Consider the following 16244-nt stretch of genomic DNA (forward strand, 5'->3'; position numbering starts at 1 on the left):
GGGGCTCCTCCTCCGGCTCAGGCGGGGGCGGGGGCTCTTCCACATCGATCGTGGTCACGCGTTCGAGCACCTTGGTAGCAGCCTCGTAAGCGAGACCGGTGACGAGCGCGTAGCCTAGGGCAATATGGATGAGGGCAACGATAATAATCGCGATTACGCGATTGCCGCTCATCTGTTGGTCAGCATAAGCCATTCGGTCGCATCACTCCATCGTCCGTACCGGGCGGACCCGGCGGCCATTCATCCGGGACGTCGTAGCGTTACCCGGACGGCGTTCTGGTGTTCCGCCGACATCCTTCCCAAGCCCCTCCAACGGCGTCAGCCATCGGAAGTTTCCGAAAAGGTCCGCTGCGGACCCGCCGGGGCAATTTTGTAATCTTTATCCCCGGACCGCCCGATCCTGTAGCCATGGTGACCGTACGGGGCAATCGCTTTATCGGTTAACCCTTGATTCACCGCTTAGGGCCTCCAATTCGAACCAAGGTGCGCGGTCGCGATGGAACCGGTCGCGCGCAAGATCGACTGGTAAATCTTCCGATCGGCTCAAACACTGGAACGCCCATGACCTTTATCGCCCGCTCAATGCGCCTCGCGCTGTTTGCTGCCAGCTTTGCTACGCTGTCGGCATCTCCTGTCGTGGCACAGACCGTGCCGCCAGCGTCCACAGCGCCGACCTATGCCGATCTGGTCGCGCTGGCCGAGGGCGCGCCGCTGGTCCTGAAGGCGCGGATCAAGGACCAGGCGGTCCTCAAGCCCGAGCGGGCTCCGAACCTCGCGCCCGGCTTCGCGCGCCTCTATGTCGAGGCACAGACCCAGGCGCTGCTCGCGGGCAATGTCCCGGTCGGCGAATCGCTGCGCTATCTCGTCGACGTACCTCTCGATGCGAAGGGCAAGGTACCCAAGTTCAAGAAGCAGGAGGTGGTCCTGTTCGCCCGCCCGGTCTCGGGTCGGCCGAACGAGCTGCAATTGGTCGATCCGCGTGCCCAGCTTGCCTGGACGCCCGATCTCGACGCGCGCCTGCGACCCGTGCTCGAACAGCTGGCGGCCGCCGATCGCCCGCCTCAGGTGACCGGCGTGCGCGACGCGCTGTCCATCGCAGGCACGCTGGTGGGCGAATCGGAAACGCAGCTGTTCCTCGACACGGCGAATGACGGGCCGGTTTCGATCACCGTCGTGCGCCGTCCGGGGATGGAACCGCGCTGGGGCGTGTCGTGGACCGAGATCGTCGACCAGGCGGCGCGACCGCCGCGCACCGGTACTCTCGAATGGTATCGCCTCGCCTGCGCTTTGCCACGCACTCTGCCTGCCGAGGCGAATCTGTCGCGCGATGCGGAAAGCCGCGCGCGCGCCGCGGAGGATTACAGTTACGTGATCAGCCGCCTCGGCGCGTGCGAGCGACGGCGCGGTTCGAACCAGAGCTAGGGCTGCGGCAAGACAAACTGGTTCCCACCCCGCCGCACGCTCGGCTAGGCGCGAGGGCATGGCAGATCCGTTTTCCCATCGTTTCCGCGTGCGCTATTCCGAAGTCGATCCCCAGGCGGTCGTCTTCAATTCGCGCTATCTCGAATATGCCGATGTCGTCGTGTCGGAGTTCTTCCGGGCGCGCCGCGCCGAAGGCATGCCCGACATCGAATTCCACATCCGCAAGGCCGAGGTCGATTATCTGCGCCCGATTCGGCTGGAGGAACTAGTCGAGGGACGGCTGACGGTCCTGCGGATCGGCAATTCGAGCATGCAGATGCGGATGGAGCTGCACGGGGCCGGCGAGACTTCCGGAGAAAACGATCTGCGCGCCGAGATCGCGCTGGTCCAGGTCCATATCGATCTCGACAGCGGAGAGCCCCGCCGCATCCCCGATACCGTGCGACAGGCTTTCGGACCCTATATCGCCGAAACCGCAAAGGAGACGGTCGATGTCTGAGGCCGCCGCGAAACCCCTGCGCATCGCGCTCGCCGGACTGGGCACGGTCGGGGCGGGCGTCCTGCGCCTCCTTGAAACCAATCGCGCCGTGGTGGAAGCGCGGGCGGGACGGCCACTCGAAATCGTCGCGGTCAGCGCGCGAGATCGCCAACGCGATCGCGGTGTCGATCTGTCGCCCTATGCCTGGTGCGACGACATGACCACGCTGGCGGAGCGTGACGATGTCGATGTGGTGGTCGAGCTCGTCGGCGGGTCGGACGGCCCGGCGTTGGCGCTGGCGCGCCGCACGCTCAATGCGGGCAAGTCGCTGGTCACGGCCAACAAGGCGATGGTCGCGCATCACGGGATGGCGCTGGCCGAAGCGGCCGCCATCGGCGGCGCTGCGCTCAAATTCGAAGCGGCAGTCGCGGGCGGCATTCCGGTGGTGAAGGGATTGCGCGAAGGGGCGGCGGCGAACGCGATTGAGCGCGTATCGGGCATTCTCAACGGAACCTGCAATTTCATCCTGACGCATATGGAAAAGAGCGGCGCGGATTTCGGTGCCGTCCTGTCCGAAGCGCAAGCCAAGGGCTATGCCGAGGCGGATCCCGCCTTCGACATCGAAGGGGTGGACGCGGCACACAAGCTCGCCATCCTGGCCGCGATCGGCTTCGGCGCGCGAATCGATTTCGACGCGGTTTCGGTGACGGGCATCACGCAAGTACGCGCCGCCGACATCGCTCGCGCCGACACGCTCGGCTTCGTCATCCGCCTCGTCGGTATCGCCGATTGCGATATGGCGGAAGACGGATCGCCCCGCCTGCTCCAGCGCGTGCGCCCCTGCCTTGTGCCTAAGCACCACCCGCTCGCCCATGTCGACGGGCCGACCAATGCCGTGGTGGCGGAAGGGAATTTCTCCGGCCGCCTGCTGTTCCAGGGTGCCGGCGCAGGCGACGGGCCGACCGCGAGTGCGGTCGTTTCCGACCTGATCGACATCGCGCGCGGCGATATCGGCGCGCCGTTCTCGGTCCCGGTTTCGGACCTTGTCGCCATGGCACCTGCCGATCCCGGCCACCGTGTGGGCCGCGACTATATCCGCTTCACCGTCACCGATCGTCCCGGCGTCCTTGCCGAGATCACCGCCGCGATGCGCGACGCCGATGTCTCGATCGAAAGCCTGATACAGCAGGGCCGCGATCAGGACGGGGGCGAAGTGCTGGTGGCCATGGTCACGCATGAAGGCCCCGAACGCTGCGTAGCCAAGGCGCTCGACCTGCTCGACGGGTCGGACAGCCTTACTGCGGCGCCGCTGGTGCTGCCGATCCTTCGGGACTGACGGGCGCGGCCTCGTCCTCGTCCGCAAAATCGGGCGGGGGAGGCAGATCGAGCGTGTCGGCGTTCTGCGCAGGCGGCAGCGGCAGGCGCGGCCCGTCGCGACCGAGCGGCGGGAGGCCGCGCGCGATCCGGTCTGCATCCGATCCCGGCGGCGCTTCGGGCAGAGCCGCGAAATCGACCACGATCGCAGGCGGAGGAGGGCATTTCTGCAGGCCCGGTATGCACAGGCCACCGACGGTCGGCGCACCGCGAAAGATGCCGGGCCCTGCGACATCGACCGGATCGGCCCCGCGCGTTTCGGCGGCATAGCGCTCTTCCCAGGCCTTTTTGTCGAAGCCGTAGGCAGCGGTATCGTCCCGCGACCTTCGGCAGACGACGATCTCGCCCGAAATCAGCGTCGCTTCGTCGGTCTCGCTGCAATTTTCGAGCTCGCCTTCCGCATTCTCGCTGGCAATCTCACGGCTCTGGGCGAGAAGATCGACTCGTTCGGGCGGGCTTGCCTGCGTGGGCGACGCGATCGGTTCGGCCTGCTGGGCGGCGAGGGCGGCGGGCGCGGCGAGAAACAAGAAGGTTATCGCGGGTAGCGGCAACCTTCGCCCGATCTGGCCGGTTCGAAACGGTATGCGCACCAGCCCTGGCGCCGATTGTCTCGACAAGCCCATCCTCCCTGTCTACTCCGCCGCTCAAAGACCGCTTTGGGGACTGAACCGGCCATGAACTCGACCACCGACACTGCTCGCAATCCGCTCGACCGTATCCTCGTGCTCGAAATGGTCCGTGTGACCGAGGCGGCGGCGGTCGCGGCTTCCAAGCTGATCGGGCGGGGCGATGAAAAGGCCGCCGACGCCGCCGCGGTCGAAGCGATGCGCCAGGCTTTCGATGAGCTGTATATGGACGGCACGGTCGTGATCGGGGAAGGCGAGCGCGACGAGGCGCCGATGCTCTATATCGGCGAAAAGGTCGGCGGCGCGCCGGGTAAGGGGCCCAAGATCGACATCGCGCTCGATCCGCTCGAAGGCACGACCATCACTGCCAAGGCCGGGCCGAACTCGCTGGCCGTGCTGGCGGCGGCGGGCGAAGGCGATCTTCTGAACGCGCCCGACGTCTATATGGACAAACTGGCGGTGGGGCCGGGCTATCCCGACGGGATCATCGACCTCGCCAAATCGCCGAGCGAAAACGTGAAGGCAGTCGCCAAGGCCAAGGGCGTGGAGCCGGGCGAGATCATCGTCTGCGTGCTCGACCGTCCGCGCCATGCCGATCTCATCGCCGAATTGCGCGCGCTGGGCTGCGGTGTGGTGCTGATCGGCGATGGCGACGTGGCAGGCGTGATCGCGGTGACCGACGAGGACACCACGATCGATATGTATATGGGCCAGGGCGGCGCACCCGAAGGCGTGCTGGCGGCGGCGGCCCTGCGCTGCGTCGGCGGGCAGTTCAACGGACGGCTGGTGTTCCGCAACGATGACGAGAAGGCGCGCGCGGCGAAGTGGGGGATCGAGGATCTCGACCGGATCTATACGCGTGACGATCTGGTGAAGGGCGACTGCATCTTTGCCGCCACAGGCGTCACCAGCGGTTCCTTGCTCGAAGGTGTGAAATATCGCCGGAACGGCAAGATGACGACCGAAAGCGTGGTGATGCGCGCGAGCTCGGGCACCGTGCGGTGGATCAAGGGCGAGCACCAAGCGAAGTAGGCAGCGGGAAAGTCCTCTGCCCCGCCCAGTGCGCGACGGTCCTCGCGCGTCTCCAATAAAGGAGTGCGGTGGATCAAGGGCAAGCATCAGGCGAAATAGGCCCGCATGCAGGCGGATTGGGGGCAAAAACGGCCTTCATGTTGCAATCCGATGTCGCTCGGCTAGGCGGGGCGCGAAACCGCGCTACGTAAGGATTCGCTCCCACATGAAGATCATGGCCGCCAATTCGAATCTGCCGCTCGCCCGGGCGATTGCAGGCTATCTCGAAATGCCGCTGGTGGATGCCGGCGTGCGCCGCTTCGCCGACGAGGAGATCTTCGTCGAGATCCACGAAAACGTGCGCGGCGAAGACGTTTTCGTGGTCCAGTCGACGAGCTTTCCGGCCAACGACAATCTCATGGAGTTGCTGATCTGCATCGATGCGCTGAAGCGCGCCTCGGCCCGGCGGATCACGGCGGTCGTGCCCTATTTCGGCTATGCGCGGCAGGACCGCAAGCCCGGCCCGCGCACCCCGATCTCGGCCAAGCTGGTCGCCAATCTGATCACCCATGCGGGCGCGGACCGCGTGCTGGCCGTGGATCTCCACGCCGGGCAGATCCAGGGCTTCTTCGATATCCCGACCGATAACCTCTATGCCGCGCCGGTGATGGCGGCCGATATCCAGGCGCGCTATGGCGATCAGGATCTAATGGTCGTCAGCCCCGATGTCGGCGGCGTGGTGCGCGCCCGCGCGCTGGCCAAGCGGCTCGACAACGCGCCGCTCGCCATCGTCGACAAACGGCGCGATCGACCGGGCGAATCGGAGGTGATGAACATCATCGGCGATGTGCAGGGGCGGCATTGTATCCTCATCGACGATATCGTCGATTCGGGCGGCACGCTCTGCAATGCGGCGCAGGCTTTGCTCGATCAGGGGGCGAGCAGCGTGGCGGCCTATATCACGCACGGTGTCCTGTCGGGCAGCGCGGTGGCGCGCGTCGACAAATCGGCGCTCAAGGAGCTGGTCATCACCGATTCGATCCGCGCGACTGACGATGCGGTGGATTCGGACCGCATCCGCATTCTCACCATCGCGCCGCTGATCGGCGAAGCGGTGCGCCGGATCGCGGACGAAAGTTCGGTCAGCTCGCTCTTCGACTGAGTGCGGATGTCAGCGCGGCCGGATTTCCATCCGCGGATCGCGCCAAGGGGCGGGCTTGTCCGGCGAGAGGCGCTTCAACGCCTCCATCCGGCGAGACTGGCGGATCTCAAGATTGAGCATCAGCAGCGGATTGCTCTCTTCGCGCAATTGGCGCGGAGTCCTGTCGAAGAAATGGCGGATTTCGCGGATCTGATGCGACTGGTCGAAATAGCGCAGCTTCATTTCCGCCTCTTCCTCGCTCATCGCCACGCCCATTAAGGCCGCGGCGAGATCGAGCGCGCGGGCACGGCGCATGACCTGTTTGGGTGTCAGCCCATACGCCTTGCGCACCACTCGTTCGACGGTGCGGATCGAGACATCGTTCGCTTCGGCGAATTCCTGAAGCGTGAAATCCGGGTCCGCCAGCGTGCACGTTTCGAACTCCAGCGCGATGCGATCGGGACGTGGCGGCGTGATTTCGGCCAGATACCGCCCGAAATTGCGCGCGAAGGTTTCGTACCAGGCCTGCGGCGGCGCTGCGAAATCGAACAGCGAGGCGAAATGGCCGCGCCCCATGAGTTCGTCGAAATCCATGACGCGGTCGATCGTCTCGTTCTGCGCCGGTGCGCCGAGCGCCTGCGCCCCGCCGACGCCGAGATAGATGGTGATGGCCTTGAAAGAGCCGTCGACCGATGTCGGCATAACCTTGCTCTGTGGGCCGAAATACAGCGCCATGCCTTTTTCGCCCGGAACGAAGACGCGCGGCCCATCGGCTGTCAGGGCCGTCCAGGTGCCGCCTTGGAAAACCCGGATGGCGGCATGATCGCCGAGGATGCCGCCTTCGAGCACTTCGCTATCGGGCTTTTCCGCATGGGTGGCGGCAAACCAGCCCACCCACGGCCGCAGATCGCGTGCAGGAGCAACATTATACGCGAGCGCATTGCCATCGTGTGCCCTGCCCGTGCGCCCGATCAGAGGCGTGTGTTGAGGCGGATCGTTCGATACTCTCTTCTTGCGCAGCGTCGCCATTTCCAACCCCCAGCTAGAAATCGCCGATTAGGCTCCAAGCATCCTGTCCAAGACCCGGCGGCGTCGAATTCGTACAAATTTTGACAGTAATCAAGACCGCTCGTGGAGAGTGAATGATCCGGTATGAACCTATCGAAGGGGCGTTTCGCAACTGCGCGGTGCGGCTTGCACGGCGCGCTCGCGCTGCTAGGCGCTGGGCATGCCATCTTTCCAGAACCAGTCGCCCGACCGCGACGACCTCAAGCTCGCTCACCGCCTCGCCGATGCGGCGGGAGAGGCGATTCGCCCCCTGTTTCGCGGAAACTGGGACAGCGAGCGCAAGGCGGATCGTTCGCCCGTCACCGAAGCGGATCGCGCCGCCGAGGCGGCGATTCGCGCCATTCTCGAAGCGGAGCGGCCCGATGACGGCATTCTGGGCGAGGAATACGGCCTGACTCGCGAAAATGCCGGGCGCCGCTGGGTGCTCGATCCCATCGACGGGACGATCAGCTTCATGGCGGGACGCCCGATCTTCGGCACGCTGATCGCGCTCTTGCAGGACGGCTGGCCGATACTCGGCGTGATCGATCAGCCGATCGGCCGCGAACGCTGGGCCGGGCAGGTCGGGGGAGGAACCACTTTCAATGGCAAGCCCGTCGCCGCGCGTACCTGTCCCTCGCTCGAAGGGGCCGTTCTCGCCACAAGTAGCCCACACTATTTCGGCCGGGACGAGGCCGATGGCTACATGAAGCTGGCCGGCGCGGTGGGCGGAAACGAGCGCCAGGCCACCATCGTCTATGGCGGGGACTGCTACAATTACGGCCTGCTGGCGAGCGGCCACGTCGACATCGTGTGCGAGGCGGGGATGGCGATCTACGATTACGCCGCCCTGGTGCCGATCGTCGAAGGGGCGGGCGGCACCATGTCCGACTGGCAGGGCAATCCCTTGGACGCCGATAGCGACGGGACGGTGCTCGCCCTTGGCGATCCGGCACGCCTTGACGACGTGCTGGATGCCATGGGGTGATTCAGCCGTAGCGGCGGGTCTGTTCCGGGGTTCCGTCGGGCAGGGCCTTGAACCGCGCGGTGGCGACGAAGCCGTAAACGACCTTGGCCGTCACATCGAGCACCAGGATCAGCCAAAGGCTAGCCGTGCCGCTCAGGATACCCAGCCATTCCGGTCCGATCGCGAACGCCACGGGATAGACCAGCCAGACCACGGTCAGGAAGACGAGGTTCCCGCGATAGACGTTCTCCATCGCCCCGCCGAGATTTTCGCCGATATCGCGCACCGGCTTCCAAAGGATGTAGAGCACGCCCGCAAAGGCGGCACAGGACCACGCGAACCAGATCAGCTTCTGCGTCGGATCCTCGGTGAGCGCGGCGACCAGGCCGGTCGCGACCATGATCACGTCGAGCACGATGGCGGGCAGGATATAGGTGGAGTGGCGCGGATGTTCGTGCAGCCCGGTCAGGATCAGCCCGGTGAGCAGAATCGGTGTCGTCACCGACCAGTCCAGATAGCGCGGGAAATAGATCGTCGTGCCGCCGATTTCGATCACGCCCGTGCCCAGCGTCATCGCCAGATAGGCAGTGGCCGCGATAAAGGGGACAAGGGAATGAAATTGGGTGTGGTGGCGGAACTCGCGCCGTTTATCGCCGTGAAGGAAGATCGCCACGCTACCAAGTGACATGACGATGAAACCGATCAGCAGCGGTATTTGTTCGGGCGTCATGGCAATCTCTCCTTTGTTAGATAATCTCGCAACGCAAGATTTCGGGTTTGGTTGCGGCACGATGAATGAGAATCCCGCAAGAGGAGTTGCGCGATGCAGGATACCAAGCAGACGATAATGATCACCGGCGCAGGCAACGGAATCGGGCGCGCCGCGCTGATGCATTTCCACGGCCTCGGCTGGCGCGTCATCGGCCTCGATCTGGACGACAATGCCTTAAGCGAGTTGCGCGAAACTCTGCCGGGCGACACAGCGCTGCTGCTGGCCTGCGATGTCGGCAAGGAAAAACCGGTCGCGGAGGCGTTCGAGAGCATTGCGGACTGGATCGGCGAGGATGCGATCCACTGTCTGGTCAACAATAGCGGCATTGCCGATCCGTATTCGGGGCCGCTCGAAGATCTGTCGCTGGAAAAATGGCAGGCCTGGATCGACGCTTCCCTGACCGCCGCTTTCCTCGTCAGCCGTTCCGCGATTCCGTTTCTGCGCCGCGCCGCCGGGAACGGTGGCAGCGCGAGCGTGGTCAACATCTCCTCCACCCGTGCGGTGATGAGCGAGCCCGAAAGCTATGCCTATGCTTCGGCCAAGGGCGGGCTCGACGCCCTGACCCACGCCATGGCGGTGACGCTGGGCCCCGATATTCGCGTCAACGCGATCCGCCCCGGCTGGATCGAGACCGGACCGTGGCAGAAGAAGGAGGACCGTTCGAACCCCGACCATCGCGATATCGACCGCGATCAGCACCCGGTGGGCCGGATCGGGGAGCCGCAGGATATTGCGGAGGCCATCCAGTATCTCCACGAGGCGGGCTTCGTCACCGGCCAGCATCTGAATGTCGATGGTGGCATGACGGTAAAGATGATCTACGAACATTGAGAGAGCGGGCATTGAGATGAGTGACAGGCTGAGGGGCAAGCGCGCGCTGGTGACCGGCGCGGCGCGCGGGATCGGCTTCGCGATCGCGCAGAGGCTGGCGCAGGACGGCGCGCAGGTGCTGCTGAACGGGCGCGACGGCGACGCGCTGGCGGATGCGGCGACGCGGATCGGCGAACGCGCGCAGGCAATGCCCTTCGATATCGCCGACGATGCCGCCACCGCCACCGCCTTCGAGAGGCTGGCGGAGGGCGGGCTGGACCTTCTCGTCAACAATGTCGGCCAGCGCGACCGCCGTCCGCTCGCCGAACTGGCGCGCGTCGATATGGCGGCGCTGCTTGCGGTGAACCTCGTCGCACCCTTCGATCTCGCTCGCCGGGCAGCCGCGATCATGAAGCCGCGCGGGTTCGGGCGCATCGTCAACATCACGTCTATCGCTGCCGATATCGCGCGCGGCGACGTGCTCTATACGGCTAGCAAGGGCGGGCTCGCCGCGCTGACCCGCGCGCTGGCGGCCGAATTGGGCGGTAGCGGTATCACGGTCAATTCGGTCGCGCCGGGCTATTTCGCCACGGAGGCGAATGCGGACATGGTGGCGGACCAAGATGTCGCCGCGCATCTCCAGCGCCGGACATCGCTCGGGCGCTGGGGCAAGCCGGACGAGGTCGCTGGCGCGGTCGCCTATCTCGTTTCGGACGATGCGGCCTATGTCACCGGCCATTCGCTCGCCGTCGACGGAGGCTATCTTAGCCACTTCTGACTCGCAGCTCTAAGACGCCTAATTCATTTTCCAGTGATCTAATTTGGCGCGGACGAAATCCACGAATAGCTCGGCGTACTCAAGGTTCTCGCCGTGAAGCCAAAACGAGTATTCGAAGCCGTTACGCCGAATGCTGAAGAGGCAGGTGTGATATTCTCCACCATCTTGCGTCTCGGATATCATACAGGCGGGCGGTAGCATATCGTTTCGCTTCCAATCGCCTTCTTCATCCAAAAGGTCGAACATTCCTCGGCTTCCAACGTCCCAAAAGAAATTGGTTTGACCATAGCGAGTTAGCTTATCAGACGTCGTCGCACGCTGGACATTAGTGACGAGCGCCGATTGGAAGTTCGATTTGTCGGGAACACGTTCCACGACCACACTAGGGCTCGCATCTACGGGTCCGATATACCCTTGGGTTTTCGCCTTGAAACCGGGGATTGCAGCAGCAACTTCCGCGCCCGCGAATACTAATCCGATCTGATTGGCGTCCGATGCTAGAGCACCGCCATAGGTAAAGGTCACGTATTCACCCGCGAAGGTGTTCATCAGCAGATTTTCCGCCGGAATATCGTAGCGATCAACTTCTTCGGTTGCGGCCGTTGCCTTGAAAGCACCTAAAAACAGAAGGATTAGCAATCCACTGGAGATGACGATTTTTCTCATAGGTGCAGATCTAACGCAATGACGGTATCAGGGTAAAGGAGCCGAATGAAGCCGGGATGGATGACGGCTCAAATGACTTGCGTTTGGCCCGTAAAACGCTATGTCGCGCGCCTTCACTGACACGTGATTCATCTGCCTGCCTGGCGACAAGGGCTGCCAGGGCCGGTTCGGACGTGTCTCTGCCATAGGAGATGAAAATGCCCAAGCTGAAGACCAAGAGCGGTGTGAAGAAACGCTTCAAATTCACCGCCACCGGCAAGGTCAAGCATGGTGTCGCGGGCAAGCGCCACCGTTTGATGAGCCATAGCGCAAAGTATATCCGCCAGCGTCGCGGCACCGAAGTGATGGCCGACTGCGACGTCGGTCACGTCAAGCTCTGGGCGCCCTACGGCCTCAAGTGACGCATTGGCCGCGCGGCCTCGTGGCTGCGCGCCTTTCCAGATCATAAGGATACACTGATATGCCTCGCATCAAACGCGGCGTCACCACGCGCCAGAAGCACAAGCGGCTCCTAGACCAGGCCAAGGGCTATCGCGGTCGCCGCAAGAACACCATCCGCGTCGCGCGCCAGGCGGTCGAAAAGGCCGGCCAGTACGCCTATCGCGACCGCAAGGTTAAGAAGCGCACCTTCCGCGCCCTGTGGATCCAGCGCATCAACGCCGCGGTCCGCGCCGAAGGCCTGACCTATTCGCAGTTCATGCACGGCGTGAAGCTGGCCGGGATCGAACTCGATCGCAAGGTCATGGCCGATCTCGCCATGAACGAAGCAGGCGCGTTCAGCAGCATCATCAAGCAGGCGAAGGACGCGCTTCCCGCCTGATTTGTTGAAATGAAAATCGAGGAAGCGCCATTCCCGCACATGCGGGGGTGGCGCTTTTTCGTTGTCCCTCCTAATCGAGCGCCACGATGAGCACCGAACACGAACAACAGGTCACCGACACGCTGGAGCGGCTGCATAGCGCCGACAGCGTCGATCAGGTCGAAGCCATCCGCGTCGAGGCGCTGGGCAAGCAGGGCTGGATCAGCCAGCTGATGAAGACCCTGGGCAAGATGAGCCCGGAGGAGCGCCAGCAGGAAGCGCCCCGCATCCAGGGACTGCGCACGCGCGTCGCCGATGCGGTGGAGGATCGCAAGGCGGTGCTGGAAGCGGCGGCGCTGGAAGAACGGCTGGCGTCCGAAACGCTCGATCTGACTCTGCCCGCGCCCATCACGCCAAAGGGATCGGTCCATCCGGTCAGCCAGGTGATGGACGAGCTGGCGGAGATTTTCGCCGATCTCGGCTTCTCGGTCGCCACCGGGCCGGAGATCGAGGACGACTGGCACAATTTCACCGCGCTCAACATGGCCGAAACGCACCCCGCGCGCGCCATGCATGACACGTTCTATTTCCCAGATTTGGACGCGGATGGGCGGCGGATGTTGCTCAGGACGCATACGAGCCCTGTGCAGATCCGCTCGATGGTCGCAAACGGCGCGCCGATCCGCATTATTGCGCCGGGCCGCGTCTATCGCAGCGACAGCGATGCGACCCACACGCCGATGTTCCACCAGATCGAAGGCCTGGTGATCGACCGGGACATCCATCTCGGCCATTTGAAATGGACGCTGGAAACCTTCCTCAAGGCCTTCTTCGAGCGTGACGATATCGTGCTGCGCCTGCGCCCCAGCTATTTCCCCTTCACCGAACCCAGCGTCGAAGTCGATGTCGGGTGGAAGGACGTGAACGGCAGGCGGGTTCTGGGCGGCGACGGCGATGCGCCGGGCCATGGCTGGATGGAATTGCTGGGCAGCGGCATGGTCAACCGGCGTGTCATCGAATTCGCCGGGCTGGACTCTCAAGAATGGCAGGGCTTCGCCTTCGGCGTCGGCGTCGATCGCCTCGCCATGCTGAAATACGCGATGGACGATCTGCGCGCCTTTTTCGACGGCGATAACCGCTGGCTGACGCATTACGGCTTCTCGCCCTTCGATCAGCCGACCCTCTCCGCCGGTGTAGGAGCGCGGACATGAAATTCTCGCTCGAATGGCTCACATATTTCCTCGAAACCGATGCCTCGGTTCAGGAGATCGCAGCCACGCTCAATCGTATCGGCCACGAGGTCGAAGGGATCGAGGATCCGGCGGAAAAGCTCGCCGGTTTCCGCGTGGCGGAAGTGCTGACCGCTGGCCCGCACCCCGATGCCGACAAATTGCAGGTGCTGAGCGTTTCCACCGGCGATGCAGAGCCTTTGCAGGTCGTGTGCGGCGCACCCAATGCGCGTGCGGGCATGAAGGGCGTGCTCGGCCTGCCCGGTGCGGTCGTGCCCGCCAACGGAATGGAATTGCGCAAGAGCGCGATCCGCGGCGTCGAATCGAATGGGATGATGTGTTCGGTGCGGGAGCTCGAACTCGGCGAAGAGCATGACGGGATCATCGAGCTTCCCGCCGATGCTCCGGTCGGAAAAGCTTTCGCCGAATACAGCGACGTTTCGCCCGTCTTCGACGTGGCGATCACGCCCAATCGCCCCGATTGCATGGGCGTGCTCGGCCTCGCGCGCGATCTGGCGGCGGCGGGGCTGGGGACATTGAAGCCCGTCACTTCCGATCCAGTCGAAGGCGAAGGCAAAGCGCTCGATATCCGTATCGAGGACGAGCAGGGCTGTCCGGCCTTCTACGCCCGCACCATTACGGGCGTGACCAACGGCCCGAGCCCGGCCTGGATGCAGCGCCGCCTGAAAGCGGCGGGCCAACGGCCCATCAGCGCGCTCGTCGATTGCACCAATTACCTGATGCTCGCCTTCGGGCGCCCGGCGCATATCTACGATCTCGCCAAATTGAGTGGTCCCGTTACCGCGCGCCGCGCAAAGGACGGCGAGAGGGTCGAGGCGCTGAACGAGAAGACTTACACGCTCGATTCCAGCATGACCGTGATCGCCGATGAAACCAGCGTCCACGATATCGGCGGGATCATGGGTGGGGAGCATTCGGGCGCCACCGACGCGACCACCGATGTCCTGCTCGAAATCGCCTATTTCGATCCCGAGGCGATCGGCGTGACGGGCCGCAAGCTCGGCATTGCGAGCGATGCGCGCACCCGGTTCGAGCGCGGGGTCGATCCCGCTTTCCTCGACGAGGGGCTGGATATTCTGACGAGCCTCATCCTCAAGACCTGCGGCGGTACGCCCGGCGCAGTGACGCGGGCAGGCAAGCCCCCGGTCGAGCCGAAGCGGATCGCCTTCGATCCCAAGCTGACTGCGACGCTCGGCGGCGTCGACGTGGCCGAGGACGAGCAGAAGCGCATTCTCAAAGCGCTCGATTTCGAGGTCGCAGGCGATTGGCAGGTCACCTGCCCGCCGCGCCGCCACGATATCGAAGGACCTGCCGATCTGGTCGAGGAAGTCGTGCGCATATACGGGCTCGACAAGGTCGAGAGTGTGGCTTTGCCGCGCGCCGAAGGCGTCGCCAAGGCAACCGCGTCTCCTCTCCAGCTCACTGAGCGCAAAGTGCGTCGGGCAGCGGCGGCGCGCGGGCTGAACGAGGCGGTGACGTGGAGCTTCCTTCCGACGCAGGCAGCGCAGCATTTCGCCGACGGTGCGGATTTGTGGGTGCTCGACAATCCGATCAGCGAGGATCTGAAGGCGATGCGCCCTTCGCTGCTGCCAGGCCTCTTGATGGCGGCCAAGCGCAATGCGGATCGCGGCGCGGATACATCGCGCCTGTTCGAGATCGGCAGGCGCTATTTCCGCGCGGCGAACGGCGCGAGCGACGAGAAGCCGACGCTGGGTGTCGTGTTGGCAGGCGAGAAGACACAGCGCGGATGGAGCGACGGTAAGGCGGAAGGCTTCGATGCCTATGACGCCAAGGCGGAAGCTCTGGCGCTGCTCGAAGCGGCGGGGGCGCCGGTCGACAATCTGATGGTATTTGGGGAAGCCGGTGCGCAGTTCCATCCCGGCCAGTCCGCCACCCTGCGTCTCGGGCCGAAGAACGTGCTCGCGCGGTTCGGTGCGCTGCATCCCGCGACGTTGAAGGCGTTCGACCTCGATGGCCCGGTTGTCGCGGTGGAGATCTATCTCGACGCGATTCCGGCCAGGAAGAATGCCGGATTTGCGCGGGCTCCCTATGCGCCGCCCGCTCTGCAGGCGATCACGCGCGATTTCGCGTTCTTGGTGCCTGCCAATCTCGCGGCGGGCGATCTGGTCAAGGCGGTGCGCGGCGCGGACAAGCAGGCCATCGTCGAGGCGCGCGTCTTCGACGTGTTCGCAGGCGCAGGCGTGCCCGAGGGCAGGAAATCACTCGCCCTCGAAGTCACGCTCCGGCCCGGCGAGAAAAGCTTCACCGAGGCGGAGATCAAAGCGCTGTCCGATAAGATCGTCGCCGCTGCGAGCAAGCAGGGTGCGGAGTTGAGAGGCTGATATGACCAAGACCGCATTCGTCACTGGGGCCACCGCCGGGATCGGAGAAGCTACCGTGCGCGCTTTGGTCGCGGGTGGCTGGCGCTGCGTCGCGACCGGGCGCCGCAAGGAACGGCTCGACGCGCTGGTCAGCGAATTGGGAACCGACAAGGTCCACCCGGCTGTCTTCGACGTGCGCGACGAGGATGCGATGGATGCCGCCATCGCGGCGCTGCCCGGCGAGTTCGCGAAAGTCGATCTGCTCGTGAACAATGCCGGGCTCGCCCAGGGGCTCAGCCCCGCGCAGGAAGCCGATCTGGACGATTGGCAGACCATGATCGACACCAATGTCACCGCCATGGTCAAGCTGACGCGCAAGCTCTTGCCGGGCCTCATCGAGCGCAAGGGCGCGATCATTGCGCTGGGCTCGGTCGCGGGGAATTACGTCTATCCGGGCGGCAATGTCTATGCCGGGTCCAAGGCCTTTGCGAACCACTTCACGCTGGCGCTGCGCGCGGACCTTCACGGCACCGGCGTACGCGTGACGAGTATCGAGCCCGGCATGGTGGAAACCGAATTCACCCTCGTGCGGACGGGCAGCCAGCAGGCGTCGGACGATCTCTATCGCGGTTCCGATCCGATGACGGGCGAGGATATCGCGATGATGATCAAATGGGTGGCGGAACTGCCGCCCCATCTCAATATCAACCGACTGGAACCGATGCCGGTCAATCAGGATTTCGCGGGCTTCCGGGTGGCGCGGGAACAGCAGTAACGCCCTA

17 protein-coding genes and 1 pseudogene are annotated in these 16244 nt (G+C 64.3%); 13 read left to right on the forward strand and 5 right to left on the reverse strand.

Features of this window, described 5'->3' with window-relative positions; genetic code table 11:
* Window positions 1-193: pseudogene (locus J7347_RS11130) on the reverse strand (energy transducer TonB); the annotation flags it as partial.
* A gap of 368 nt (window positions 194-561) precedes the next feature.
* Between J7347_RS11130 and J7347_RS11135 the strand changes: the two are divergent.
* Genes J7347_RS11135 through J7347_RS11145 form a run of 3 tightly spaced genes read left to right on the forward strand, consistent with a single transcriptional unit; the run spans window position 562 to window position 3236 of the window.
* Complete coding sequence (locus J7347_RS11135) at window positions 562-1422, forward strand: hypothetical protein (RefSeq protein WP_245174050.1); 861 nt, start codon at window positions 562-564, stop codon at window positions 1420-1422.
* A 58-nt stretch (window positions 1423-1480) separates the two neighbouring features.
* Window positions 1481-1921 carry a thioesterase family protein gene (locus J7347_RS11140; protein WP_209162132.1) on the forward strand — a complete coding sequence of 147 codons (441 nt, stop codon included), beginning with the start codon at window positions 1481-1483 and terminating at the stop codon, window positions 1919-1921.
* The gene (locus tag J7347_RS11145; RefSeq protein WP_209162134.1) at window positions 1914-3236 is read left to right on the forward strand and encodes a homoserine dehydrogenase; all 1323 of its coding nucleotides are present in this window, start codon (window positions 1914-1916) and stop codon (window positions 3234-3236) included. The genes J7347_RS11140 and J7347_RS11145 overlap by 8 nt, the downstream gene beginning before the upstream one ends.
* Here J7347_RS11145 and J7347_RS11150 read toward each other — a convergent pair.
* A complete protein-coding gene (locus J7347_RS11150; protein ID WP_209162141.1) occupies window positions 3196-3801 on the reverse strand; it encodes a hypothetical protein in 606 nt (201 codons plus the stop codon). The genes J7347_RS11145 and J7347_RS11150 overlap by 41 nt on opposite strands.
* A gap of 147 nt (window positions 3802-3948) precedes the next feature.
* On the opposite strand from J7347_RS11150, the gene glpX reads away from it, so the two are divergent.
* Both glpX and J7347_RS11160 read left to right on the forward strand, forming a co-directional pair.
* Window positions 3949-4932, forward strand: a complete 984-nt coding sequence (glpX, locus tag J7347_RS11155) for a class II fructose-bisphosphatase (protein WP_209162149.1) — start codon at window positions 3949-3951, stop codon at window positions 4930-4932.
* Window positions 4933-5137: 205 nt separating this feature from the next.
* Window positions 5138-6073, forward strand: a complete 936-nt coding sequence (locus tag J7347_RS11160) for a ribose-phosphate pyrophosphokinase (protein ID WP_067681549.1) — start codon at window positions 5138-5140, stop codon at window positions 6071-6073.
* A 9-nt stretch (window positions 6074-6082) separates the two neighbouring features.
* Here the strand turns inward: J7347_RS11160 and J7347_RS11165 are convergent, their stop codons facing one another.
* Complete coding sequence (locus tag J7347_RS11165; RefSeq protein WP_209162151.1) at window positions 6083-7081, reverse strand: helix-turn-helix domain-containing protein; 999 nt, start codon at window positions 7079-7081, stop codon at window positions 6083-6085.
* A gap of 199 nt (window positions 7082-7280) precedes the next feature.
* Between J7347_RS11165 and J7347_RS11170 the strand changes: the two genes are divergently transcribed.
* On the forward strand, window positions 7281-8087 hold the full coding sequence (locus tag J7347_RS11170) for an inositol monophosphatase family protein (RefSeq protein WP_209162153.1): 807 nt from the start codon (window positions 7281-7283) through the stop codon (window positions 8085-8087).
* A gap of 1 nt (window position 8088) precedes the next feature.
* Here the strand turns inward: J7347_RS11170 and J7347_RS11175 are convergent, their stop codons facing one another.
* The gene (locus J7347_RS11175; protein WP_209162155.1) at window positions 8089-8796 is read right to left on the reverse strand and encodes a bacteriorhodopsin; all 708 of its coding nucleotides are present in this window, start codon (window positions 8794-8796) and stop codon (window positions 8089-8091) included.
* 93 nt (window positions 8797-8889) lie between these two features.
* Here J7347_RS11175 and J7347_RS11180 point away from each other — a divergent pair, with 93 nt between their 5' ends.
* On the forward strand, window positions 8890-9669 hold the full coding sequence (locus J7347_RS11180; protein WP_209162158.1) for an SDR family oxidoreductase: 780 nt from the start codon (window positions 8890-8892) through the stop codon (window positions 9667-9669).
* Window positions 9670-9685: 16 nt separating this feature from the next.
* The gene (locus J7347_RS11185; protein ID WP_209162159.1) at window positions 9686-10426 is read left to right on the forward strand and encodes an SDR family oxidoreductase; all 741 of its coding nucleotides are present in this window, start codon (window positions 9686-9688) and stop codon (window positions 10424-10426) included.
* Window positions 10427-10444: 18 nt separating this feature from the next.
* Here J7347_RS11185 and J7347_RS11190 read toward each other — a convergent pair whose 3' ends face one another.
* Window positions 10445-11092: a hypothetical protein gene (locus J7347_RS11190; protein WP_209162161.1), complete on the reverse strand. Its 648-nt coding sequence runs from the start codon at window positions 11090-11092 to the stop codon at window positions 10445-10447.
* A 197-nt stretch (window positions 11093-11289) separates the two neighbouring features.
* Between J7347_RS11190 and rpmI the strand changes: the two genes are divergently transcribed.
* The 5 genes from rpmI (at window position 11290) to J7347_RS11215 (ending at window position 16237) form a co-directional block, all read left to right on the forward strand.
* Window positions 11290-11493 carry a 50S ribosomal protein L35 gene (gene rpmI, locus J7347_RS11195; protein WP_067681531.1) on the forward strand — a complete coding sequence of 68 codons (204 nt, stop codon included), beginning with the start codon at window positions 11290-11292 and terminating at the stop codon, window positions 11491-11493.
* Between the two features lie 59 nt (window positions 11494-11552).
* Window positions 11553-11912, forward strand: a complete 360-nt coding sequence (gene rplT, locus J7347_RS11200; RefSeq protein WP_160661505.1) for a 50S ribosomal protein L20 — start codon at window positions 11553-11555, stop codon at window positions 11910-11912.
* Between the two features lie 86 nt (window positions 11913-11998).
* A complete protein-coding gene (pheS, locus tag J7347_RS11205) occupies window positions 11999-13102 on the forward strand; it encodes a phenylalanine--tRNA ligase subunit alpha (RefSeq protein WP_209162163.1) in 1104 nt (367 codons plus the stop codon).
* Complete coding sequence (pheT, locus tag J7347_RS11210; RefSeq protein WP_209162165.1) at window positions 13099-15483, forward strand: phenylalanine--tRNA ligase subunit beta; 2385 nt, start codon at window positions 13099-13101, stop codon at window positions 15481-15483. The genes pheS and pheT overlap by 4 nt, the downstream gene beginning before the upstream one ends.
* 1 nt (window position 15484) lies before the next feature.
* On the forward strand, window positions 15485-16237 hold the full coding sequence (locus J7347_RS11215; RefSeq protein WP_209162167.1) for an SDR family NAD(P)-dependent oxidoreductase: 753 nt from the start codon (window positions 15485-15487) through the stop codon (window positions 16235-16237).
* The last annotated feature ends 7 nt before the right edge of the window (window positions 16238-16244 follow it).

Source organism: Erythrobacter sp. A6_0 (genome assembly GCF_017744235.1).
Taxonomy (GTDB): Bacteria; Pseudomonadota; Alphaproteobacteria; order Sphingomonadales; family Sphingomonadaceae; genus Qipengyuania.

Bases quoted from the DNA above. Each gene is read 5' to 3' on its own strand.
- J7347_RS11135 (WP_245174050.1), top strand. From the start codon at position 562: ATGACCTTTATCGCCCGCTCAATGCGCCTCGCGCTGTTTGCTGCCAGC.
- J7347_RS11140 (WP_209162132.1), top strand. From the start codon at position 1,481: ATGGCAGATCCGTTTTCCCATCGTTTCCGCGTGCGCTATTCCGAAGTC.
- J7347_RS11145 (WP_209162134.1), top strand. From the start codon at position 1,914: ATGTCTGAGGCCGCCGCGAAACCCCTGCGCATCGCGCTCGCCGGACTG.
- glpX (WP_209162149.1), top strand. From the start codon at position 3,949: ATGAACTCGACCACCGACACTGCTCGCAATCCGCTCGACCGTATCCTC.
- J7347_RS11160 (WP_067681549.1), top strand. From the start codon at position 5,138: ATGAAGATCATGGCCGCCAATTCGAATCTGCCGCTCGCCCGGGCGATT.
- J7347_RS11165 (WP_209162151.1), bottom strand. From the start codon at position 7,081: ATGGCGACGCTGCGCAAGAAGAGAGTATCGAACGATCCGCCTCAACAC.
- J7347_RS11170 (WP_209162153.1), top strand. From the start codon at position 7,281: ATGCCATCTTTCCAGAACCAGTCGCCCGACCGCGACGACCTCAAGCTC.
- J7347_RS11175 (WP_209162155.1), bottom strand. From the start codon at position 8,796: ATGACGCCCGAACAAATACCGCTGCTGATCGGTTTCATCGTCATGTCA.
- J7347_RS11180 (WP_209162158.1), top strand. From the start codon at position 8,890: ATGCAGGATACCAAGCAGACGATAATGATCACCGGCGCAGGCAACGGA.
- J7347_RS11185 (WP_209162159.1), top strand. From the start codon at position 9,686: ATGAGTGACAGGCTGAGGGGCAAGCGCGCGCTGGTGACCGGCGCGGCG.
- J7347_RS11190 (WP_209162161.1), bottom strand. From the start codon at position 11,092: ATGAGAAAAATCGTCATCTCCAGTGGATTGCTAATCCTTCTGTTTTTA.
- rpmI (WP_067681531.1), top strand. From the start codon at position 11,290: ATGCCCAAGCTGAAGACCAAGAGCGGTGTGAAGAAACGCTTCAAATTC.
- rplT (WP_160661505.1), top strand. From the start codon at position 11,553: ATGCCTCGCATCAAACGCGGCGTCACCACGCGCCAGAAGCACAAGCGG.
- pheS (WP_209162163.1), top strand. From the start codon at position 11,999: ATGAGCACCGAACACGAACAACAGGTCACCGACACGCTGGAGCGGCTG.
- pheT (WP_209162165.1), top strand. From the start codon at position 13,099: ATGAAATTCTCGCTCGAATGGCTCACATATTTCCTCGAAACCGATGCC.
- J7347_RS11215 (WP_209162167.1), top strand. From the start codon at position 15,485: ATGACCAAGACCGCATTCGTCACTGGGGCCACCGCCGGGATCGGAGAA.